This is a genomic window from Neisseria leonii, from assembly GCF_028776105.2.
GTDB lineage: Bacteria > Pseudomonadota > Gammaproteobacteria > Burkholderiales > Neisseriaceae > Neisseria > Neisseria leonii.
The window spans coordinates 743,092-765,846 of record NZ_CP145606.1; the positions used below are offsets into that span (position 1 = coordinate 743,092).

At 54.0% G+C, this 22,755-nt stretch carries 21 protein-coding genes and 1 CRISPR repeat array; of the genes, 5 read left to right on the forward strand and 16 right to left on the reverse strand.

Annotated elements, in window-relative coordinates:
* Positions 1-40 precede the first annotated feature (40 nt).
* Positions 41-664, forward strand: a complete 624-nt coding sequence (locus ORY85_RS03635; RefSeq protein WP_274571602.1) for a DsbA family protein — start codon at positions 41-43, stop codon at positions 662-664.
* A 49-nt stretch (positions 665-713) separates the two neighbouring features.
* Here the strand turns inward: ORY85_RS03635 and rarD are convergent, their stop codons facing one another.
* Positions 714-1,628, reverse strand: a complete 915-nt coding sequence (gene rarD, locus ORY85_RS03640) for an EamA family transporter RarD (protein WP_274571603.1) — start codon at positions 1,626-1,628, stop codon at positions 714-716.
* Positions 1,629-1,753: 125 nt separating this feature from the next.
* Between rarD and ORY85_RS03645 the strand changes: the two genes are divergently transcribed.
* A complete protein-coding gene (locus ORY85_RS03645; protein ID WP_274571605.1) occupies positions 1,754-2,221 on the forward strand; it encodes an Lrp/AsnC family transcriptional regulator in 468 nt (155 codons plus the stop codon).
* A 97-nt stretch (positions 2,222-2,318) separates the two neighbouring features.
* Positions 2,319-3,158, forward strand: coding sequence for an RnfABCDGE type electron transport complex subunit B (locus ORY85_RS03650; RefSeq protein WP_274571606.1), 840 nt, complete (start codon positions 2,319-2,321; stop codon positions 3,156-3,158).
* A 106-nt stretch (positions 3,159-3,264) separates the two neighbouring features.
* On the opposite strand, the gene ORY85_RS03655 is transcribed toward ORY85_RS03650, so the two are convergent.
* The 8 genes from ORY85_RS03655 to ORY85_RS03690 form a co-directional block, all read right to left on the reverse strand.
* Complete coding sequence (locus ORY85_RS03655; RefSeq protein WP_274571607.1) at positions 3,265-4,068, reverse strand: carbon-nitrogen hydrolase family protein; 804 nt, start codon at positions 4,066-4,068, stop codon at positions 3,265-3,267.
* 116 nt (positions 4,069-4,184) lie between these two features.
* Positions 4,185-5,297 (reverse strand): CRISPR-associated ring nuclease Csm6, encoded by a 1,113-nt coding sequence (csm6, locus tag ORY85_RS03660; protein WP_274571608.1) that lies wholly within the window; start codon positions 5,295-5,297, stop codon positions 4,185-4,187.
* Positions 5,284-6,414 carry a Card1-like endonuclease domain-containing protein gene (locus tag ORY85_RS03665; protein WP_274571609.1) on the reverse strand — a complete coding sequence of 377 codons (1,131 nt, stop codon included), beginning with the start codon at positions 6,412-6,414 and terminating at the stop codon, positions 5,284-5,286. The genes csm6 and ORY85_RS03665 overlap by 14 nt, the downstream gene beginning before the upstream one ends.
* A 30-nt stretch (positions 6,415-6,444) precedes the next feature.
* A complete protein-coding gene (csx16, locus tag ORY85_RS03670) occupies positions 6,445-6,741 on the reverse strand; it encodes a CRISPR-associated protein Csx16 (protein ID WP_274571610.1) in 297 nt (98 codons plus the stop codon).
* 94 nt (positions 6,742-6,835) lie between these two features.
* On the reverse strand, positions 6,836-7,117 hold the full coding sequence (cas2, locus tag ORY85_RS03675; RefSeq protein ID WP_274571611.1) for a CRISPR-associated endonuclease Cas2: 282 nt from the start codon (positions 7,115-7,117) through the stop codon (positions 6,836-6,838).
* Complete coding sequence (gene cas1 / locus ORY85_RS03680; protein ID WP_274571612.1) at positions 7,095-8,102, reverse strand: CRISPR-associated endonuclease Cas1; 1,008 nt, start codon at positions 8,100-8,102, stop codon at positions 7,095-7,097. The genes cas2 and cas1 overlap by 23 nt, the downstream gene beginning before the upstream one ends.
* Before the next feature lie 22 nt (positions 8,103-8,124).
* Positions 8,125-8,403 (reverse strand): CRISPR-associated endonuclease Cas2, encoded by a 279-nt coding sequence (locus tag ORY85_RS03685; protein WP_274571613.1) that lies wholly within the window; start codon positions 8,401-8,403, stop codon positions 8,125-8,127.
* 121 nt (positions 8,404-8,524) lie between these two features.
* Positions 8,525-8,719 (reverse strand): hypothetical protein, encoded by a 195-nt coding sequence (locus tag ORY85_RS03690; RefSeq protein WP_274571614.1) that lies wholly within the window; start codon positions 8,717-8,719, stop codon positions 8,525-8,527.
* 22 nt (positions 8,720-8,741) lie between these two features.
* Between ORY85_RS03690 and ORY85_RS03695 the strand changes: the two genes are divergently transcribed.
* Positions 8,742-9,182, forward strand: a complete 441-nt coding sequence (locus ORY85_RS03695) for a hypothetical protein (RefSeq protein ID WP_274571615.1) — start codon at positions 8,742-8,744, stop codon at positions 9,180-9,182.
* Positions 9,183-9,232: 50 nt separating this feature from the next.
* A CRISPR array of direct repeats spans positions 9,233-9,743; the repeat unit is 35 nt; unit sequence GTCTCAATCCCCGTGTGGTGGGGCTTTTTTGTTTC.
* Positions 9,744-9,808: 65 nt separating this feature from the next.
* Here ORY85_RS03695 and cas6 read toward each other — a convergent pair.
* The 7 genes from cas6 to ORY85_RS03730 form a co-directional block, all read right to left on the reverse strand.
* On the reverse strand, positions 9,809-10,780 hold the full coding sequence (gene cas6, locus ORY85_RS03700; RefSeq protein WP_274571308.1) for a CRISPR system precrRNA processing endoribonuclease RAMP protein Cas6: 972 nt from the start codon (positions 10,778-10,780) through the stop codon (positions 9,809-9,811).
* A 40-nt stretch (positions 10,781-10,820) separates the two neighbouring features.
* Positions 10,821-12,482, reverse strand: coding sequence for an RAMP superfamily CRISPR-associated protein (locus ORY85_RS03705; RefSeq protein WP_274571307.1), 1,662 nt, complete (start codon positions 12,480-12,482; stop codon positions 10,821-10,823).
* Between the two features lie 46 nt (positions 12,483-12,528).
* Positions 12,529-13,464 (reverse strand): type III-A CRISPR-associated RAMP protein Csm4, encoded by a 936-nt coding sequence (csm4, locus tag ORY85_RS03710; protein WP_274571306.1) that lies wholly within the window; start codon positions 13,462-13,464, stop codon positions 12,529-12,531.
* 5 nt (positions 13,465-13,469) lie between these two features.
* Positions 13,470-14,177, reverse strand: coding sequence for a type III-A CRISPR-associated RAMP protein Csm3 (gene csm3, locus ORY85_RS03715; protein ID WP_274571305.1), 708 nt, complete (start codon positions 14,175-14,177; stop codon positions 13,470-13,472).
* A complete protein-coding gene (gene csm2 / locus ORY85_RS03720; RefSeq protein ID WP_274571304.1) occupies positions 14,174-14,578 on the reverse strand; it encodes a type III-A CRISPR-associated protein Csm2 in 405 nt (134 codons plus the stop codon). Before csm2 ends, csm3 begins: the two co-directional genes overlap by 4 nt.
* On the reverse strand, positions 14,578-17,235 hold the full coding sequence (gene cas10 / locus ORY85_RS03725) for a type III-A CRISPR-associated protein Cas10/Csm1 (protein WP_274571303.1): 2,658 nt from the start codon (positions 17,233-17,235) through the stop codon (positions 14,578-14,580). The genes csm2 and cas10 overlap by 1 nt, the downstream gene beginning before the upstream one ends.
* A 373-nt stretch (positions 17,236-17,608) precedes the next feature.
* Entirely contained in the window at positions 17,609-18,793 is a 1,185-nt protein-coding gene (locus ORY85_RS03730) for a glycosyltransferase (protein ID WP_274571302.1), read from the reverse strand.
* A gap of 348 nt (positions 18,794-19,141) precedes the next feature.
* On the opposite strand from ORY85_RS03730, the gene mfd reads away from it, so the two are divergent.
* Complete coding sequence (gene mfd / locus ORY85_RS03735) at positions 19,142-22,576, forward strand: transcription-repair coupling factor (RefSeq protein ID WP_274571301.1); 3,435 nt, start codon at positions 19,142-19,144, stop codon at positions 22,574-22,576.
* Positions 22,577-22,755: the final 179 nt, after the last annotated feature.

Here is a 22,755-nt window from a genome sequence, read left to right on the forward strand (position 1 = left end):
CACCGATTCTGCACCACCGGATATCCCCCCCGCTCCGTCTATGCCCCCCCCCGATACCATGTCCAAAATCCTCTATTTTTTCGATCCGCTGTGCGGCTGGTGCTATGCCGTCGGCAAAAACCTTGCCCGACTGGCCGAAACCGCCGAAGTGGATCCGATACCGACCGGTTTATTTGCCCATTCCGGCAAAAAAATGGATGAACGTTTTTCCCGATACGCATGGTCAAACGACCGGCGTATCGCCGATTTGACCGGACAGACATTCAGCGAGCACTACCGCCGGAATATACTGGGACAAAACGGCAACTTCGATTCGTTCAATCTGACCGCCGCACTGACCGCCGTACGGCAAACCGCACCGGAACGCGAACTGGAACTGCTCTCTGTATTTCAGACGGCCCGCTATATCGACGGTCTGGATACTGCCGTTACCGAAATACTTGCCTCAATCCTGAACCGAAACGGCCTGCCCCGTGCGGCGGATCTGCTGAACGACCCCGCACTCAGGGAGCAGACCGAGCAGAGGATTCGGTCAGGCAGGGCATTGGCCGGGCAGCTGGGCATATCGGGCGTACCGGGTTTCGCACAGCAGACTGGCCGGACTTACCGCCTGCTGACTCCCGCAGACCTGTTCGACACTCAAACCGGCACAAAGGCCGTCTGAAAGCACACCCGGGCTTTTCAGACGGCCTGTTCTGCCGCAAACGGCCAAACTATACGGCCTGAACCGGCACTTTGGCATAACGGGTGCGGCAGAGCTTCAACAGACCGTCGAAACCGCTCACAGCCAAAGCCGCAATAATCAGCGCGTAAGCCGGCCAAGATTCCGCCGCCACCGGCGTATCCAGCAGCAGCCACGCCCCCAGAAACAGCAGGACGGGTTCCAAATAACTCAAAATACCGAACAGCGGTACCGGCAGCAGGCGGCTGGCATTCAGATTCAGCTGCATCGATGCCGCACTCAATATCCCCAAAAGCGGAATCAGCAGAAGATATTTCCACGACCAGGCCGCATCACCCATACCGCTGCCGTTCAGCCACAAATACAGTGCGGCAAACGGCGCAATCACCGTCAAATCAATCAGCAGCCCGAACAAAGCCGGTACACGCATCTGGCGGCGCAGCAGATAATAAGGCGGATAGCCCAGACACACCGCCCAAGTCGTCCATGCCAGTGCCTGCGTCTGCCAGATTTCATAGAGTACGCCCGCAGCGGCCAATGCCAATGCTACTTTCTGCCACCTGTTCGGCCGCTCGCCGAGAAAGAGGCGTGCAAACACCACCATCATCAAAGGAAACAGGAAATAACCGGTCGCGGCATTGACCCCGTGCCCGTTCACCGGCGCCCACATAAACAGCCACAGCTGGGCCGCCACCAACGGTGTCGCCGCCAGAATGCCCGCCCAACGCCGCCAATTGCGGCCGGTTTCACGCAAAAATGCTTTCAGCTGCGGCCAAGCCCCCGTGGCGAATACCAACAGCCACAAACCGCCCAGCATCACCACCATACGCCAGGCAAAAACATCCGTGCCGCTTAAAGGTTTGAGCCAGGCACTGTACAGATAAATCACGCCGAACAGTATATTGGACAGTACGGCCGCAGCCACACCTTGACCGGTAGGATTCATAAAAATCTCCGCTTGGGTTGGAAGCGGCCATTTTAAAGAATTTTTATGATAAAATTTTTCACAAATAATCAAAATACAAAATCATTTATCCTTTTAATCCTGTTTTCAAATGTTTTTTTCCACAAATGACAACCCACGAATTAGACAAGCTCGACAAAGCCATTCTCAATATCCTCCAAGAAAACGCCGCCCTGCCGCTGGCGGAAATTGCCGAGCGGGTACACTCTTCGCCTGCCACCTGCCAGCGGCGTATCCGCCAGCTGCAAGACAGCGGCGTGATTCTGAAACAGGTGGCATTAGTCAGCCCGACGGCCGTCGGCCGCAGCCTGAGCGTCTTTATCGCTGTCGAAATGGCCAGCCAAAACCACCAAATGCTCGACCGCTTCGTCCACAGCCTGACGACCGAACCCGATGTCGTCTGCTGCTACGAAATTTCAGGCGACCACGACTACATGCTGCTGGTACACGCGCGCGATATGGCCGATTACCACCGCCTGACCCGCCGCATCTTTACCGCCGACAACAACGTCCGCGCCTTCAAAAGCCAATTTATCATGGATTTCAACAAAGTAGAGACTAAAATTACCCTGTAAGGCCGTCTGAAAACCGCAGATACACCGGCCTTGCTGTTTCAGGCGGCCTCTACCGCCTTCTGCTATAATCCGCCCTTTTCCACCGTTTCACCCGTTTATGAACCCGCCCGCCCAAGTCATCAACCGCCTGCTGCCGCAAACCCAATGCCGCGAATGCGGTTTCTCCGGCTGCCTGCCGTATGCGGAAGCCTTAGCCTCAGGCGAAGCCCCGTTGAATTTGTGCGCCCCGGGCGGCGAAACTGTCATCCGCGACTTGGCTGCCCTGCTGAAACAGCCGCCCCTGCCGCCGGCCAAAGTCCAGCCTCCCGTATTGGCTTGGATTGACGAGGCCGTCTGCATCGGCTGTACTGCCTGCATCCGTGCCTGCCCGGTCGATGCCATACTCGGCGCGTCCAAACAGATGCACACCGTCATCGCCGACGAATGCACCGGCTGCGGCCTCTGTGTCGCCCCTTGCCCCGTAGACTGTATCCATTTGCAGCCCGTACCCGACCGCCATCTGCCGCGCGCACGTACATTGGCAACGGCAGCGGAACCGCGTTTTGCCGCTGCCGAACACGCCCGCCTGCGCTACGAACAACGGCAAGGCCGTCTGAAACGCGATACGGCAGAAAAAAAATCCCGCCTTGCCGAACGTGAAGCCGCCGCCAAAGCGCGTCTGCAAAACACATCGGCCGCTACCGCCCCCAACCCGCTCAATCCGGCAGCACTCATTGCCCAAGCCATGAAGCGCGCCGCCGAACAGCAGACACGCCGCACCGTCCCCGCCAACCGCGAATCCTTTCAGGCGCGCCAGATTCAGGAAGCGCAACAAAAAGCCCTGTTCCGCCGCTACCAGCGCGATGCCCGCTACGGCAGCGAAGCAGAAAAAAATACCGCCATCGCCTGGCTGCGCCGCTATAAGGAAGAACAGGAAGCACACCGAACCGACACTTGACAGCAAAACCGCCGCAGGCCCAAACCTGCGGCGGTCTGTGTATCACGCCGGCCCCTATCCACCAATATGCCCGACCGTGTTTTCAGACGGCCTTGCGGCGAATACCTCACAACACACGGTGCTTTAAGGCGGGCAGACGGTTGCGCACACTTTCCAATTTGGCCGGCGACAAATCGGCACACACCACCCCTTCGCCTTGCGGCAGCTGCACCAGCACTTCGCCCCACGGGTCGATAATCATCGAATGGCCGAACGTCTTGCGCCCGCTCTCGTGCACACCGCCCTGTCCCGCCGCCACCACATAGCATTGATTCTCCACCGCACGGGCGCGCAGCAGCAACTCCCAATGCGCCTTGCCCGTGGTGTAAGTGAACGCGGCGGGCAGCATCAGCACACCGAACGGCATTTGCGCGCGGAACAACTCGGGAAAACGCAAATCGTAGCAGATGCCCTGCGCCACCCCCCAACCGTCGGTCTCAAAACGCGGCACCTGCCTGCCCGCCTCAATCGTATCCGCTTCCGCATAACGCTCCCCCAAACCCGAATAGCCGAACAGATGGATTTTGTCGTAACCGGCCAGCCATTTGCCGTCACGGCCGAAAATCGGCAGAGTATTGCGCACCTTGTCTGCCGCAGACGAAACCAACGGTACCGTACCGCCGAACAGCACCACGCCGTTCTCCCGCGCCGCCTCACTCAACGCCGTCTGAAAAACACCGTCCCCCGCCGCTTCGGCCACCGCAATTTTATCTCGGTCCGACCGCCCCATCAGCGGCCAGTATTCGGGCAGCAGCACCCAATCTGCCCCCTGCCGCGCCGCCTCGCGCACCAAGGCCTTCATTTTTTCCGTATTTTCCCGCCAGTCGGCAGAAGACACCATCTGCACCGCCGCTGCCCGAACTGTTTTCATCACACCTCCGAAACTAAAAATTATTTCCCTCAACCGCCAAAATCCATTGAATCAGATTTTCATCACACCATTTTGCAGAAACCCACCGTATCATGCCGTTTTCCGGTAGATCCATCTCAATAGCAAATCTCTATTCTCTTTTTATCCACGGCCAACTGATAGCACAGCCGGTTTCTCTCGCCTGAACTGATAATGCAGTAATACTGGGCATAATCATCCAAATGGTGCGACAACACCTTTTTAATCCGCGTCGGCACTTCTTTCCAGATTTCATCAATATCCAAAGCCCGGTAAACCGCCTGTCTGCGCTTTTCCGCTTCAACGCTTCCACCGCGCAGCTCTTTTTTAAACCGACAATAATGATGCCAATAACGCTCTTTCAAACGCTCATAGTCCGGGCTGTTTTTTTCCCGGCACAACACAACATCTTCGCATTTAAATTCGGCCATTGCCAAATAAAAGCTGAATTCCCGCTCGGCCAGCTTAATCGTTGCCATATTGCCGCAAACAATACTCAAACTCGGACAGTCAATCAATAAATGAAATCCGCTCAAACTCTGCTGAGTGATTGCTACCGCCTGTGAAAAACGCCAATCATCTGCCAAACGCAGCTTCGGCAGACCTTCCCTGATCCGAACAAACGGAATATCGGCCAACATCACTTTGGCTTTCGCTGCATCCATGCGCCCTTTCACCGTATCGATCCACAAGCTTTGGCGCGGCGGATAAAAGAATTCCCGATGCTGCTCAAACGCCTCTTCAACCAACACATGCGACAGTCTGTCCTGTCGGCGGCCGAACAGAGAGAGTGCATAACCAATATAAAAGCCCATCGATTTGCGCCCGCCCGCAATCGATACGTGCAGCTCGGTTTGATCGTCAGCACACAAGTCATGAATAAAGCGCACAATCCGGTCTGCCGCCAGGCTGTTTTCCTGAGGCGTGCGGATATCGGCCAGCGGCAAACCGTTTTCGTCCTCAATCACATGAATAAAATCCGTACCGAATCCGATGGCCGGCAAACCATATTCACGCCGCAAACGTTCAAAAAAACCTGTTTCACCCAGCAAAGATGCCGCAATATTGGCAGCACCGGTCTGCGTAGTCAGCACATGGATTTCCTGCGGCAGCCATTGCTGCTGGGTATAAAGCGCATATAGTGTTTCTGTAACAATCTGCGGCGACATACCGGTTACAGCCACCAGAATTTTTTTCTTAACGGTGTTCATTCATCCATTTCTCCAACACAGTTTTCATTCCTTTTACATCTTTTTGCTCAATAAGGCCAATCTGTGCTCCCTTAGCACGGTTTCGGATGGGAGAAGACAACTCACGGTAAGATAGCAGCATAGCCTTGGTTTTCAAACCGCCCAATTTTTTCAACGATTCCAATTTGTACAATGCTTCTTCAGCCTTATCCTCACGTTTGGCAAAATTAGCGGTTTTACACTCCAATACATGCAACACATTATTCGCCATCAACAAAACATCCAACTCATTATGCTGAAACACATGGTCTTTGGCATTCTCAATCTGTACATTTAAAGCAATATCCTGCACACCAGGCAAAGATTTAGCCGTATGAAAGACATAATCTTCAAACCAGCCTCCCGCCACATATTGCAGTGCCTCCTTACTATCAAATTCTACATACCCATTTGTACATTTGGCTAAGCGGCTTTTCTCTATCATAGACCGCAGAACAGTTATATTATTGTGGCTTGGCATTTTGCATCTTAATGTATGCTTATCGGCTTGTACTGCCTGCATAATTTCATAATTCAAACTGCTCAAAACCGGAGCCAAGCTATCACATGACCGTATCAGTTCTTCGGCAAACGGCAGCCATTCGGGGTGCGCCAACTGTCTTTTCAGCTTATCGCATGCCGGATAACCGTATAATGTCAAATAATCTTCAATTTTGATTTTGGGCGGATTCAGCTTGAAGCGTTCATGAGTATCCAACAGCAGCACTTCATTACTGCTGTCAGTAAAATAGAAAGCCGGATAACCTGCTTCTTTAAATACCGAAAATGCACCGATTGCCATCAGCTTGGTACCGCCGGTTACATTCAGTGCCACCTTATCTTTATTCTCGTTGCACAACAAATCGAATACCAGTTCACCCGTTTTTCCCATATCGTACGCATCGGTGATTGTGATCTGCGACACCTTCACCTGACAGCGTTGCTCCATCACACCGGCCAGAGCCTGTGCTTTGTCTTTCATTCTATCCGTTACCAGCAATACTACTTTCTGCGGACGGAAATCCCTATCCAATACGGGCACAAAATTCGGCACTGCCTGATCCGATACCAGACACACGTGCACATCAAATTTTTTCATTTCATACGTCCTTTTCACGTTCCGTCAATATCACACAGCCCGAACCTCAAAACGCCGCAGGCTGCACCCCATCTCCGCCATCTCTTCTGCCGAATATTCTGAACCGCGCCCGGCTTCTTCTTGCGGCAGGGTCAGAAAATAAAAAATACCGCCGCGCGCGCATACCTCCGCTGCCAAATGCAGCGGCAGCGTACCCAGCACTACATCGCCGCGCCGGATACACTGCGGATCCAAATGGCTGACAAAACAATCTACCTGCCATTTCGTCTGTTGCGCAACCCAGGCACGCGCACCGGCATGGCGGGAAACAAAATAAACCATCTGCATACCTCATGAACCTCGAAAAATTTATTTTAAAGCCGGCCGGGAATTTTGACATCAGATACAAATTTGTCCCGCTGACATTACGCCATGCTGCCGTTCAGACGGCCTCTGATTCGAAAACAGAAAGATAAACCCCTTCAGGCAACACGCGTCCGCAGGCAAATATAAAGCCGCCCGAAGGCAGCGGATAAACACGTAAATCGTCTTCTCGATGGTTTAATTTCGGCAACAGAGTGTCCAAACATTGCCGGTAGTCTGCCTGATTTCCCACCAACAGAAACACACTGTTCTGCAAAGGTAGGGCATAATGACACAAAACACGATATACTCTCTGCAAGCGTGCCGTATCGGCAATATCATACGCAATCAGCCAACGCATCTTCCGGTTCCACAATCATTATTTCCGATACGGCAAAATCGCATTCCTTACCCGCCGCCACACCCAGCGAGGCCAATAAATCCCTGCATAAACGGCGCATGTGCGGCCGCCATAATCTGGCCGCCTTTTCAAAAGCCGCATAAAAGCGCATTCTCCCTGCCTTGCCCATCATACAGGCCTGACCGCGTATCGAAAAATCTTCCGGCCGCAATACCTTGTCGGCAAACAGGCTGACCGCCCATTCATCATAAAGCGGGCGCAACGGCTCAATCAAATCACAAGCCAGCGATTCCCGGCCGTGATCGATACCGTGATAAAAACCGACAAAGGGATCCAGCCCCGTTAAATATACCTGCCTTACCAGCTCAAAATGCAACAGCGTATAGCCCAACGACAGCACTGCATTAAAAGCATCGGCGGGCGGCCTTTTATTACGGCTTTTAAAGTTTAAAGAGTCCGGCAGGATATAGGGGAAAGCGGCAAAATAATGAGCTGCTGCCGCACCTTCCAGTCCGCGCAATTGTGCCGCATCCTCAGCTGCGCCGATACGCGGCATCACTTGTGCCAGCACCGAACGGCTTCGATGCAGACGTGCCCCCACCACACTGTTTTTTTCGGCAAAGCGTTCCAAGAGTGCCGCCTGATCGGCAACTTTGCGGCCTATCCAGATTTTGGCCTGCTGCAAGCAAAAATCCGGGTTCTGCGCCAGATTAAACTGTGCCATACGCCGTAACGCATCCACTTTAAGGTTCGGCATCAACAATACCGGCTGCCTTTTCCTACCGCCCAATACAGCCACACCTACCCCCTGCCCGCCCAACTTTCCCAAAACCGACGCCGAGAGCTGCAAATCGCCGCTGATACAGACCCGCTCCAACACCCTGACAGGCACCGTACCCACCCGCCGGTCCTGATCATAAAAAGTCAGAACACCGCCGTCAGCACGCAAGGTCAAGCCTTTACGGTCAATAAATAAAGTTACCATTTCCCCTCCCGATCTGAGGCTGTTATCCGATAACAAACGGATCATAAGCCAGACTTCCGGCACAACCGTAAAAAATAGGCTGCACCGTATCGCTTAAACGAAACACATGCAGCCTGTCGCTACCGCCCAGCAAACCCCGAAATAACATGCACAACTGATGCAGCTCGGCATCAGTCAGCAAACATTCAAACAAAGACTTCTGCCCGCCCACGGCATAAGCACGCAGCATACGCCGTACCTGATTCTGTGTACGGGTTGCCGAAATATCGTAAGCGAACAAATAAAGATGTCTGCAAGCCACACCGACTCCTATGAAATACTCAGCCCATCACGCTCGGCCTTATGAAGCCGAGCTCCTCAGAATGATGGGACTTTTTTTGTTTCAAATCACAGATGCAGCAACCTGACAGCAGCTAAACAGCTTACTGGTTATCCACAGTCAAAACAGTTCGGCTTGCAACACCGTATATAACAATCTCCGATTGGTTCGACATATTGTCGACCGGCAGCAGCGGAATACCGCGCCGGTTGAAAATGCCCCACTTCTCGCCGAAAACGCGACCGATCAATTGCGCGCCGCCGAAACCGATCAGCGCATTGCCGATATGCTGCGGCATCTTCGGCACATTCGGAACGCCTATGCTGTTCCACTTCATCATTTACCTTTCAGACGGCCTGACTTACTTGTTTGAAACCGATAAACCGCTTATAAACGGCATCATTCAGTACCGCAGAAGCCAAAAACGAGATGAACGCACCACCGGCTACCCAATCATCAAAGACAAAAACGGCAGCCCCGCATTCGTCGTCCTGCCCTATGCGGATTTCCGACGCATCATGCATCCGACAGACACCCACAACGACATACCGTCCGAAGTGGCCGATGCAGCCTTGGACAACAACCGGTCTGCCCTGCGCGCATGGAGGGAATACCTGGGACTGACCCAAAGCGGAGTTGCCGCCAAACCGGGCATCAGCCAAGCGGCCTACTCCCAACACGAAAACAGCCGAACCCTGCGCCGGTCCACCCGCGCCAAAATCGCCGCCTTGGGCATCAACAGCGGGCAGCCCGGCTTTTAAAGCAAAAGGCCGTCTGAACCGTTTTTCAGACGGCTCCAGTTTCCGCTACCTAATCAGTCCCCGTGTGGTGGGGCTTTTTTGTTTCGTCAAACTTTTGAATGACTATCTTGCCAAATTCCGTCTCAATCCCCGTGTGGTGGGGCTTTTTTGTTTCAAAAGAATGAAACCGATACTGACATGGGACGAACGTCTCAATCCCCGTGTGGTGGGGCTTTTTTGTTTCCTTCTGTTTCGAGAACGGCCATGCCGAAATTGGTCTCAATCCCCGTGTGGTGGGGCTTTTTTGTTTCGTTCCGGTTTGCTGAATGAGAGTGAGTTGAATGGTCTCAATCCCCGTGTGGTGGGGCTTTTTTGTTTCTAAACCAGCAGAGGAACAGTACAAACGTACCGGTCTCAAATCCCCGTGTGGTGGGGCTTTTTTGTTTCTGAAAACGTGCCGTATTTATGTGAACTTACGGGTCTCAATCCCCGTGTGGTGGGGCTTTTTTGTTTCAGTATGGCATTGCGGCATTGGGCGGTTGTGATAGTCTCAATCCCCGTGTGGTGGGGCTTTTTTGTTTCGGCAGACCCTGATATCTCCTTTCATAAACAATCCATTACAAATACACTTTCCAAAACGGCTCACTTTAACAAAGTTGATCTTCATGTCCCGGCGGTTCCGAAAGTTGGTAGCGTCCCAAACCGAATACTGTTTCCTTGCCGATATGCAGCCATTGGCCGATATACAGAAGTTGGGCAAATGCTAACGGAAGGCTGTTGAATTGCCAAGTACCGGTGATGCCGCCCAACACCATTTTCTGCTGCTGCCGGTTGGAATAGCGTGTCCAATCCTGCCATTGTAAATCGGCGTGGTTCGGTATGCTGTCGGCAACGGCGGCAAGTTTGCCGAATTCGGCCTCTAAGGGCATTTCCCAATACCGGGTGGCTATGGCCGAGATACGGCGCATCAGTTGGCGCAGCAGTATACCGGCCTGTACGCGGCGGATGCCCAGAACGCTGCTCTTGCTTTGCAGCCGGATCGGCGTGCGGATGTGCAGGGTACAGGTTTCGGGATAGCGGAGGGGCAAGACCAGGGTATCGGGGTGCGGCAGTATCTGGCCGTCTGCAAATATGCTCTGCCAGCCTTCCGGCGTTTCCACGGCAATATTGCCCAATACGCCCTGTCCGCGGAGCGGACCGATACCGCGCCGGAATGCCTGTTGGAAGCTGTGGGCAATCAGCGGCAGCCGGCTGCGGGCTCGGCCGAGCAATACCATTTCAAAGGAAAAGGTTTCGCCTTTGCCGTAGCCGGTGCGTCCGTTTTCCGGGGCTTCGATGATATAGGGTGCCGGCGGGGTCTGCCGAAAGCTGCTGCTGAGCCGGTTGTCGGCAGTCGGAGCAAACAGGCGGGTGTAGGGGCAGCTTTGCTGCAAGGGGCAGCCGCCGCATTCTTTCTGCCGGGTCATGCAGGCGGCACGGCGCAGGGCGTGGCCGAATGCACCGCGCAGGGTGGAGCCGGCATATTCGGGCAGGCGCAGTTCGCTCTCTACGGTAAAGTCGAAGCGGTAGCGCGCCAGCGGCAGCTCATGGGGCAGCTTCAGGGCTTGGTGGTGGGTCATGGCTATTTTTTCTCACAGGCTGTGTTCAGGCAGCTTGGTTCTACTCGCCGCGCAGGCGGCGCAATACGGCCTTGATTTCTTTTTCGCGCTTGCCTTGAAACAATGAAGGCTTTTCTTTTTCCATTTTTTTGAAGCTCATCAGCTCAGCCAGCTGTATTTGTTCTTCCCGTGCCAGCTCTGTGGCGGCCTGTTCAAGGGCAGACAGCAGGCTTTGGTAAAATTGGGTGTGCGCCGACCGGTTGCGGTCGTCATACACAAAGTCTTTCAGTTTCTGCATCCATACGGCAGCCAGCCGCTGTGCCGGAGCCATGGCTGCCAGCTCGGCCTCGCGGCGGGCGGCCTCTTCGGCTTGCTGCCGTTGTTTGGCTATACGTTCCTGATCGGCCTGTCGGGCGGCTGCCTGTAATGCGGCTTTGCGCTCGGCGGCACGGGCTTTGCGTTCGGCCAAACGCTGATGGATTTGTCGGATGGCCGGCAGATGGCTGCCGTTGTCCGTGCACCATTGTTTCAAGGCGGTGTTGTCATCTTGCGGGTCTATTTCGACCAAGACCCAGCCGAAGGGCAGCAGGCCGTGGGTTTCTTTTGCCGCTTGAGCGGCCAGCCATACGGTTGTGGTTTTGGATTCGACAGTGGGTTTCTGCCCTTCGCCCTGCATAATTTTGATTTGCGCCAGGCTTTCAATCGTTTTACTCTCTGCCCCGCCGTGTTTGCCCAAACGCAGCAGCATAATGCTGCCTTGATCCAGCTTCGGCTGTAATTGTGCCAGCAAGTTGCGGATGTGTTTGAGCCAATCGGGATCAATCAGGCCGCGCGGTTCCAGCAGCGCACATTCCTGCTCAAACCGATGCAGGTGGTAGCGGTTGGCATCTTGGGCCAGTTGTTGCAGGCTGTGCGGACGGGCATGCTCTTGCGGCAGGCTTTTGTGCGGCTGCCTGATCGGTGGCCGGTGCGCCAGCAGCAGATGCTGGATGGTGCAGTCGGCGGCAAAGGCACGGTACTGGCCGTGCTGGATGGTTTCCCGCCGCCCGGTCACGTTTTTGCCTTTAACCATTTGGCCGTCTTGAATGATTTTTGCCTTTTTGTGGTTGGTGGCGTACTGGATTTGGGTAGCCACTGCTGCGGTCGGCATAAAGTCGGCGGTTTTCAACAGGCGAAAGCCGTCTGAAGCAAAACTGCCCAGGTAATCTTTTTCAAAACGGGCTGCCTCCCGCTCCGACGGTTTCGGCTGCGGTATCTGCCCGCCGACCATGCGTTCCAGCACAGTGGTGCGCAAGCAACCCTTGAATGCGCTGCCGGGAATATAGGGCTGATGGGTTTGCGGATTGGCAATAGTGCGTTCAATCTCCAAACTGTTAGCCCCGGTTTTATCACCGGCTTCACGGTTGGCAGGCTTGCCCGCTTTTTCGCGGTATTCTTTTTCCAAGGCTCTGCTCACTGCGACAGCATGGTAGGCACTGTTGACAAAGGTTTGGGCGTGGGTGTGGAAATAGCGCTGGATCCGGTCGATTGTCCCTGCCCGGGCAGCCTGCCACAATTCGCTGAGCTGCGGCGGACTTAACTCCGCCTGTACCGGATCAAATGCATACAGCACGCCGTCTGTAATTACATAATTGGTCGGTTCGTAATGCTCGCCGCAACCCAAATGAATGGGGGAGAGCGGGGTGAGAAACAGGCGGTGCCGGCTGAAAAAGGCTTGACTCATGCTTGCGCTCCGAGGCATCCGGCCGTCTGAAAACGGCAACGGGAAGTTAATTCAATACTTCGGTATCCAAATCAAAAAACAGGGCGGGTGCATAGCCCTGGTGTACGGCCTCCGGCTGGCTGTGCGAAATACCGGAGATCCCCTGCCCCACATACGGCCTGCCTGAAACGGTTCCACTCAAAACGGCACCGGTTTGCGCCATCAATACCGGCTGTTTAAACGGCCGGCCGCTGCGGGCCTGTACATTGCCGTGCCGCCCGAACCGGGTTTGGGTATGGTAGTAACTGTGTCGTGCGGCATAGCCCAAATTCTGCGGACAGCAGGCAGCCAGAGTCAAAACGGCATTGCCTTGGGCCCGGAACAGGCCGCTCTCTGCAAACTGTCGGACACTGAACTTGCCCAAGCCTGAGGAAGCATCGCGCCCATAGCCTGTTTGCCCGATATTCTCCAACACCCGTTGCAGTGAGGCTTTTTTCAGACGGCCTTCATCCAACAGGCAGTAAACCGCCCATGTGCTGCCGTCGGCATACCAAATCTGCTCGCTCTCATACGGTGCAAACCGGCCGCCGGTGCCTGTGGTGCAGGTTTGGCGGTTGAGACTGTTGTGTGGCCGACGGTGGCTGCCTGCCAGGTGCGGGCTGATTTCGGCACCGCTTTGTGCCTGCTGCTGCCATAGACGGCTGTCGGTACCCAATGCATTTTCAGGCAACCATTGTTTTTTCTTCAGCTTTTTACGGTCGGTTTCCGCCCCTGTCAGCCAATAGGCAGACGGCAGGGTGGGCAGGGGCAGGTAACCGTCCGGAAAAGCATCGGAAACTACCAAAAAAGGTCTATTGTCGGTGTAACCGTGCAGGCAGTCGGCCAGAACGCCGGTACCGTATTGCTCGGCAATACCCCAACAGATATGGCCGAACAGGGTGTCTCCCGCCAGCGGGGTGCCGAAAGCGGTTTCGGGGCACAAAGTCAGTTTATAGGCTTGCATGGGCATCACTTCGCAAAGGGTTGCATGGCATCAAAGTCATCAACCGCCTGATCATTCACGCGCAGGTTCTCGAACTTCACTTTACCGTAACCGCGAGAACCGGAACCGCCCAAGCTGTCCCATTCAAGCAGTTTCAGGCCTTGCAGCAGGGTATTGAGCAGAGCTTTGTCGTCGCCGTCGAATTCTTTGACCGTCAGTTTAAAGTCGAATCGGGCACCCGCAGGCACACGCTCGGTTTGCCGGGGGTGCTCTGCCGTACCGGCAATGCGGTTGATGCGGTTTTCGTTTTTCACTTCGGTCAGCAGCAGATTATTGTCGCGCAGGTGTTTCACATAATCCCGGTTCAAGGCGCAATCCCAGAATGACACGCGGGTGTGGCCGATTTCCTGCTGCAGGGTTTCGCTTTGGCTGTCACCGCTGATACCGAACAATTGCAAAATATGTTTGACTGCGGTTTTGTCGGCACCTTGCGCACTTTCATATTCGAATTTGCCCAAGGGAGCCTCCTGCACCATACCGCTTTTCCATTCCAGCAGACTGCGGATTTTGCCTTTGAGGCTGCTGCCGGGAATATACGGCTCGCCGCTGACCGGATGTTTGATCACGCTGTTGTCGATGCCGCCGATGTGGATTTCCCCTTCACCCGCACCAATGTGCAAGCCGGTTTGCAACACCAAAGCCGCTTCCAGAATATGAATATTGGTCAGTTTCATGTCGTGCTCCTGAATGATTTTACTTCACCGGCTTTGCGGAACCCCAGCACGGCTTCAAAAAAGAGTTTGGCATTTTTAAGGGCTGCCGCACTGTCGATTTGGCCGATAATGATGTTGAACATATCGACAAAATTCTCGTCCACATGACCGCGCCCTCGCGCATAGGCCGCCTTGGCTTTCAACATTTGGATAAACGGTGCGGCTTGTTGGTATTCGCACTCACTCTCGGCAGCCTGACAAACCTTGTCGTGCCACATGGCCAATTCGTCGTAAAACTTACGCAACTGGCTGGATTTGTTGCGATCGGCCTTGACAATATACTCCGCCGCCTCTTGTGCCACGCTGCTGAAAATATCAACCGGCAACTGTTCGGTATTTAATCGGATTCGGCTCAGATCCATTATTTTGCCCTCAACAAGTAAAAATGGTTAAACAGGGGAATGCGGTATTTCGCCTCCAAACGCTCGATACCGTTTTGATAAAATGCTTCGGTCAATTGGGCATAGGCATTGTTTTTGCTGCTGATGCACTTGTTGTCGTTTACATAACGGCGGATGCGGTAAGCTAAGCGGCTGCGCCACATACCGGCGGCAATATTGCCCTTGCGCTCTTCTCCCGCTGCCCGGCAGAACTGCAGCATATCGTAAATAAAACCTGAACTTAAACCATAAGCCTCTTTCAACTCTCCAATCCGCCCTGCCGCCGCTTCGATTTCCGGCCATTCGTGCCACGAAACACCGGTACTGTATACACAGATACTGTTTTTCTGCCCGTATTGCCGGTGGACAAAACTTTTGGCCGCATCCAGCGCTTCTTCTGCACCGGCCGCCAATCTGCCCAAAGGCAGGCCGGGTTTGGTTATCGAGATACCGGCACTGAAACTGATTTGCGCATTACCCGCCACATAATGTCCGAATGCCTGCCGCATAGCCGCCGCCAGCTTCTGTGTTTGCAGCCACGGGCCGATGAGAAAGAAATCATCGCCACCGGCAAACACGGTATAGATATTCGGATAATGTTCGGCACAATAGGCCGGCAGCCATAAGCTGAAAAAGTGGTTCATCTGGCGGGAAAGCGCTGCCATTTTGGCAAAAGTGGGTGCCTGCAAGCCTTGCTGGAAAATGGTGCCCAGGTTATCGACATCGCCTTTTAAAGCAGCAATGGCCACTTTTCCGACAAAATGCTGCCCGTCTTCACTAGTCCTGTCTTCACAGGCCAGATGGTTAAAGGTTTTCGGTTCTGCTGCTTTAACCGTCTCTTGGCCGATATCCTCCTGTACCGGACTGTATTTCTGCATCAGCCATTCGTCATTGTCGGCAAAATGCGGCACATAAGCATTGATATAGCGGCGGGCATAGCCGTGCCACACACTGCCATTTACCGTTTCCGGCAGGCTGAAATCCCAACAACGCCATAAACTGCCGTCAGCCGCCAGTCTGCCGAATTTGCCGCTCGTGTCTTCCTCCGCAGTAAAAGCAATATGCAGGCCGAACACCGGCAGGTGCAGTTTGACAGTATGGACGCCGGCATGCACTTTGCCGCCTTCCGGCAACACCAAAATACGGTTTTGCCGGGTCAGCAGACTGCCCAAAGTAATTTGGTCTTGCGACAAACGGGCTGCCGCCACACCCTCTGTTTCCATCTCTGCCGGCAACTGCCGGTTGTAGCTGCATACACCACTACTGTAATCCGCATTTAAAACGGCAGGTGCGGCGGCAGTTAAATCAAACCGTTGCAGCTTGGCCTGCTCCAATACTGCAAACGATTGCTTTACCAGCTCGGCAAAACGCAGTTTCTCGACAAAATCATGGCAGCTGGCAGCCTGAACCGACAAACCCATGCCCACTTGGCCAAAACTGTGTGCAATAAACCAATCATTGATTTCGCGTTTTACCGCTTCTACCGCAGTACGCACTTCTGCTGTATTCGGCGCAACAATCATGAATTTTCCTGCGGCATTCAAAATTTGCGAAACCGGCGGCAGATGGCACGCACGCAGCACTTTCAACGCCGCCAATTCGGCAAACAGCGACACCTGAAACGAGCGGCCGCGCAACAATTTGGCGGCCCGCTTATTGGTTTGGCTGCCTGAGGCAAAAATAAAATTTTGAATGCCGAAAAAATCGCCCTGAATCAGCAAAATTTTCTGCACGCCCCAGTCGCTGCGGTTTTTCAGTGTCTGTGCTGCCGCATCACCGGTTTGCCCTTCTGCCTCATGCCAACGCCACAGGGCAGCGGCCAATGCGGCTGTGGTTTTGCTGTGATCGTACAGGGACACTTCGGGTTTTACGCCGAAGGCAGTTGCGGCAGGAATAGCATGGGTATAGGTTTGCCACAAGGTATCGAAGTGGTCCAGCCATAAATCCCAATTTTGGCGGTGGGATGCCGGAATCGCCTGCAACGCCTGTAAAAATCCCTGCCACAAATCCCGGTATTCGGCCCGTGCCCGCTCGTTATCACCTGGTTCGACTTCATCACGCCGCCGGGGAAATACCGATTTTGGCGACAAGGCTTTAAGCGGATAACAATAATCTAAGCCCGCATGATCCAAAGACCGGGCAGTCGGATGAAGGGTAATTTGCTCAAACAGGGACAACAGGCGCACCTGATAGTGGTTTTTGCCGGTTTGGCGGCCACCCGTATTGAGAGCAGAATCATTGCTGTGGCTGTAATGTTCAAATGTTTCCCGATCAAAGCCCGAAGCAACACGGTCTGCCGTAGCGATAATCCCTTGCAGAAAGGTCTCGGGTGTGTGGCACATGGCTGAGACATTCAGCAGCGAGTCGGTCTGATCCCCGCCCGCTGCCCGATCGGCAAAAGGATACATATTGCCATGCACCAAATCGGGTATCTGCTGCCCCAAAACATCCCATGCCAAAGCCGTATAAGCAGCATGCTTGTGCGTATATTGCCGTCCGGGCTTACCCTCACGGGAGCAATACAGCTGAACATGAGTTTGCAGCTTGTCCTCCGGCACCTCCAACCGCGCCCGCTCTGCAAACTTGCCCAAATCGTGCAGATAGGCAGCAAAAGCGACCCTTGCCGTTGCATTCAACATATCGGTCTTCCTATTGTTAAATTTATGTATTTTTTGACTGAAGGATTTTGTAATGATTTGTAACGGATTGTAGCAAAGCGAATCGGCTTTTGCATATCGGCACAAATTTGTGCCGCCCCGCAATACTCTCTGACAGACCTTAGCGGAAAAATTGATAACACAAACATGTGGTTCCACAGCTTTGGTTTGATTCACTCGGATAACCGGTAACTGCATCGGCCGAAATCCGCTACTTCACCGCAGCATACATACATTGCTATGCCTATATACTGCGTAACCGAATAAAAAGTTGGCCTGCAAAAGGCACTGCATCCATTTTCCCCACAACCGGGAGCAGGTTGGGAAATAGAAAGAAACGGGGTAACCAAACAGACTACCGCCTGCCAGTCAGTTGCCCAAATAATTGATCGATTTGTTTACTGATGCTTTCAATCGAAAAATCTTCCGCACGCTTCAGGCTTTGTTCAACATAATGCTGATAACGAGCCGGATCACCCGCCAACTCCATTACAGCTTGCACAAAACGATGTTTATCGTGCATCGGAATCAGTTTTCCATATTGGTCATTGCCCAAAATATCTTTCGGCCCGGTCGGGCAATCCATGGAAATGACAGGCGTGCCGCAAGCCAAACTTTCCAGCAGCACCATTCCAAGCCCTTCGGATTCCGAGGTAAATAAAAATAAATCGGCCTGTTTGAAATAAGGATACGGATTTTTGATTTCGCCCAATAATAAGCAGTCGCCGGTCAGATTTAATTCAGTGATTTTTTGCTCTACGACAGGGCGGTAATCTCCGTCACCAATCAACACCAATTTATGCTTCACCCCATTTTGTTTTAATTCTGCATAAATTTCCAACAGCTCCAAATGGCCTTTCCCTTCCACCATACGGGAAACCTGCAAGAAATATTTTTCTTTTATTTCAGGAATATATTCCAGACTTTTTTGCCGGATAGCCTCTAAATCAATCGGATTATAAATTGTAGTGAACATCTCACAGTTTAAATCCAGTTCGCTCGCGACTTTCGTTTGCATGGCCGGGCAGATCGTAATGATTTTTCGGTGCCCCTGAAAGATCTTGCGATATTTTCGGTAACGCTTTTCCGACATATTCTTCTCCGCTTCAATTAATTTGCCGTGTATCCAACGGACACTCGGCACATTTAATCGAAAAAATTTCTGGCGGATAAGCTTATCCAAACATTCACTAAAATCAATCACCAAATCATAATCGGTTTGACGAAGTTTTTGCTTTAAAATTGTTTTATATTGCCGCTGACATTGCCATTTGCATAATTCATAGTACATCTTATGCCATAGTGATTTTTTACGCCGTTTTCCCGCCCGCTCCAATGCAAGGGAGTCGTCAGTATCCAATACTGATTGAACATGAATCTGCGCGGGAATTTCCGAACGGAAAACATTTTTATCGCCTAAATCATAGGTTAATAACAAATCGACTTGATAATTTAACTGCTTAAAAATAGGCAGATAAAACAGCAAAACCCGCTCTATTCCCCCTGCAACCAGCCATTTGTGTAAGATCAAGATCTTCATTCCGTTTTCTCCCTTTAAATAATTAGATTTTTTTCCGGATCCGTTATATTACCGTCTCTGCATCATGCCGAAATGTTCCCGTACAGACGGTTACCGCTCCATATTTATCCGTCACCATCCGCAATGATTCCAACCACCATATTGATTTTAACAAATCAGTCATTAATATGGTTATCGTTTTTATTTGCACTACTGTGGAATCACAGCAGCCCGACAGGCTCCCGATTCTGGCAACCTCTGCCCGTTCTGCTAAAATGACTGCGTTTTTCATTTCGGCCGTTTGAAATGCCCTGTGATGGTTCAGACGGCCTTATATAATTACAGGTTCTCCGACTTGCTCCTACCGCCATGACTTACCCCCTCCCCGCACCCGCCCGAAAATCCCACTGGCTTGATCTGACGCGCGGCAGTCTGCCGTGGGCTTTGGCGCGGCATCTGCCCGCAGACCGGCTCAAAGTGATTCTGACCCAGGATGCCGAACAGGCTTTGCGCATTCAGACGGCCTGGCAGTTTTTCCGCCCGCAGGACAGGGCCGTCTTCCTGCCCGACTGGGAAACGCTGCCTTACGAACGCTTTTCGCCGCATCAGGATTTGGTTTCCGAACGGCTGGCCGCGCTGTGGCAGGTCAAAAGCGGGCAGGCCGATGTGCTGGTGGTGCCGGTGGCCACGGCGATGCAGAAACTCACGCCGGTGCCGTTTCTGCTGGGGCGCACGTTTTGGCTGCAAACGGGGCAGACCATAGACATCGAGGCCTTGCGCGGCAATCTGGTGCAGGCCGGTTACAGCGCGGTTTCCCATGTGGTCGCGGCGGGCGAATTTGCCGTGCGCGGCGGGATTCTGGACATTTTTCCGACGGGGGCGGAGCTGCCCTACCGTTTGGATTTGTTCGGCGACGAAATCGACAGCATCAAAACCTTCGACCCCGACAGCCAGCGCACACTTGCGCCCGTTTCCGAAATCCGCCTGCTGCCGGCGCACGAGTTTCCCACCGATGCAGACGCGCAAAAAATTTTCCGCGCCCGCTTCCGCGAGGAAATCGACGGCAACCCGAACGCCGCTACTGTTTATCAGGCCGTCAGCGACGGACGTTTCGGCGCGGGCGTGGAATATTACCTGCCGCTGTTTTTTGAAGACGGCTGTGCCACGCTGTTCGACTACATCGGCGAAAACGCGCTGATGGCCTGCATCGGCGACGTGCACACCGAAGCGTCGCGCTTTTGGGCGGATGTGAAAAGCCGCTTTGCGATGGCGCAGGGCGACGAAACCTACCCGCCTTTGCCGCCGCCGCACCTGTATTTGAGTGAAGACCAATTCTCAGGCCGTCTGAAAGCCTACGGCCAAATCCTGCCCGATTTAAACGGCAGCAGCCACGCGCTGCCCGATGTGGCGGTGAACCGCCAATCCGAAACCCCGCTTGCCGCGCTGCACGCGTTTCAGACGGCCTTTGACGGCCGTATCCTGCTGACCGCCGAAAGCGCGGGACGGCGCGAAACCATGCTCGGCTTTTTCGCCCAACACGGCCTGAAACCGAAAAGTGTGGCCGGCTGGCAGGCGTTTTTGGACAGCGGTGCGCCGCTGGCGATTACGGTAACGCCGCTAGCTTACGGCTTCCAACTGCCGCCGGAACACCTTTCAGGCAGCCTGAAAACCGACAGGCAGCCTGAAACCCCGCTTGCCGTCATTACCGAATCTGAGCTGTATCAATATGTTGCCAAAAGCCGCAGTGCCAACCGGCGCAAAAAGCACGCGCAGGTTTCAGACGGCCTGCTGCGCGATTTGGCCGAAATCAATATCGGCGACCCCGTCGTTCACGAAGAACACGGCATCGGCCGCTATATGGGGCTGGTCACGCTGGATTTGGGCGGTGAAACCGCCGAAATGATGCTGCTCGAATATGCGGGCGGGGCGCAGCTGTATGTGCCGGTATCGCAACTGCACTTAATCAGCCGCTACTCGGGACAGGCGCACGAAAATGTGCAGCTGCACAAACTGGGCGGCGGCGCATGGACGAAAGCCAAACGCAAAGCCGCCGAAAAAGCACGCGATACTGCCGCCGAACTTCTGAATCTCTATGCGCAACGCGCCGCACAGGAGGGCTTCCGATTCCAGTTTAACGAATTGGATTATCAGGCGTTTTCAGACGGCTTCGAATATGAGGAAACCGAAGATCAGGCTGCCGCCATCGCCGCCGTCATCAAAGATTTGACCCAAGCCAAACCGATGGACAGGCTGATTTGCGGCGATGTCGGTTTCGGCAAAACCGAAGTCGCGCTGCGGGCGGCATTTGTTGCCGTGATGGGCGGCAAACAGGTGGCCGTATTGGCACCGACCACGCTGCTGGTCGAACAGCACGCACAAAACTTCGCCGGCCGCTTCGCCGATTTTCCCGTCAAAGTCGCCGCCCTGTCGCGCTTCAACAGCAGCAAAGCCACCGCCGAAACGCTCAAAGGCATGGCCGAAGGCACGGTAGACATCGTTATCGGCACGCACAAATTGGTACAGGACGATATTCAATTCAAAAATTTGGGGCTGGTGATTATCGACGAAGAACACCGCTTCGGCGTGCGCCAGAAAGAGCAGCTCAAACGCCTGCGCGCCAATGTCGATATTTTAACGATGACCGCCACGCCGATTCCGCGCACGCTGAGCATGGCTTTGGAAGGCCTGCGCGACTTTTCGCTGATTACCACCGCCCCCAGCCGCCGTCTGGCGGTGAAAACCTTTGTCAAACCGTTCAGCGAAGGCAGCGTGCGCGAAGCCGTACTGCGCGAACTCAAACGCGGCGGGCAGGTGTTCTTCCTGCACAACGAAGTGGAAACCATCGAAAATATGCGCGAGAGGCTGGAAGCCCTGCTGCCCGAAGCGCGTATCGGCGTGGCCCACGGCCAACTGCGCGAACGCGGGTTGGAACAGGTGATGCGCGACTTTTTGCAGCAGCGGTTCAACCTCCTGCTCTGCTCCACCATCATCGAAACCGGCATCGATATTCCCAACGCCAACACCATCATCATCAACCGCGCCGACAAATTCGGCCTCGCCCAGCTGCACCAGCTGCGCGGCCGCGTCGGCCGCAGCCACCATCAGGCCTACGCCTATCTGTTCACCCCCGAATACCTGACCAAAGACGCGGAAAAACGTCTGGACGCCATTTCGGCGGCCGACGAATTGGGCGCGGGCTTCGCGCTGGCGATGCAGGATTTGGAAATCCGCGGCGCGGGCGAGATTTTGGGCGAAGGCCAAAGCGGCGAAATGATGCAGGTCGGCCTGACGCTGTACACCGAAATGCTCAAACAGGCCGTCCGCGACCTGAAAAAAGGCCGCCAGCCCGATTTGGATGCGCCCCTGGGCGTAACCACCGACATCAAACTGCACAGCCCCGCCCTGCTGCCCGAGGATTACTGCCCCGACGTACATGAACGGCTGGTACTGTACAAACGGCTGGCCACCTGTGAAAACGAAGCGCAAATCAACGCGGTACACGAAGAACTGGTGGACCGTTTCGGCCTGCCCGGGCAGCCGGTCAAAACGCTGATAGAAAGCCACCGCATCCGTCTGATTGCGGAAGAAATGGGCATAGACGCGGTAGACGCTTCGGGCGAAGCGGTAACGTTTACTTTCGGCAAAGCGCACAGTCTCGACCCCACCCACATCATCATGCTGATGCAGCAGAACAAAAACTGGCGCATGGCCGGCCCCGACAGGCTGCGCGTGGCCGCAGTATCGGACAATATCGAAACGCGCATTCGCACGGTGAAAAACCTGCTGAAACAGTTGCGCGTCTGACACGTCTGCCCGATACAGAAAGGCCGTCTGAAAACCGCCCGGCCATTCAGACGGCCTGATGCTGAAAAACAGGTCGGATACTCCGTATCCGACACCGGCAGAACTACCGAATCAAGCTGCGCATCTCAGATAAAAACCCCGTACCAGTCAATCAATATCCCAACCGGATTGTCGGATTC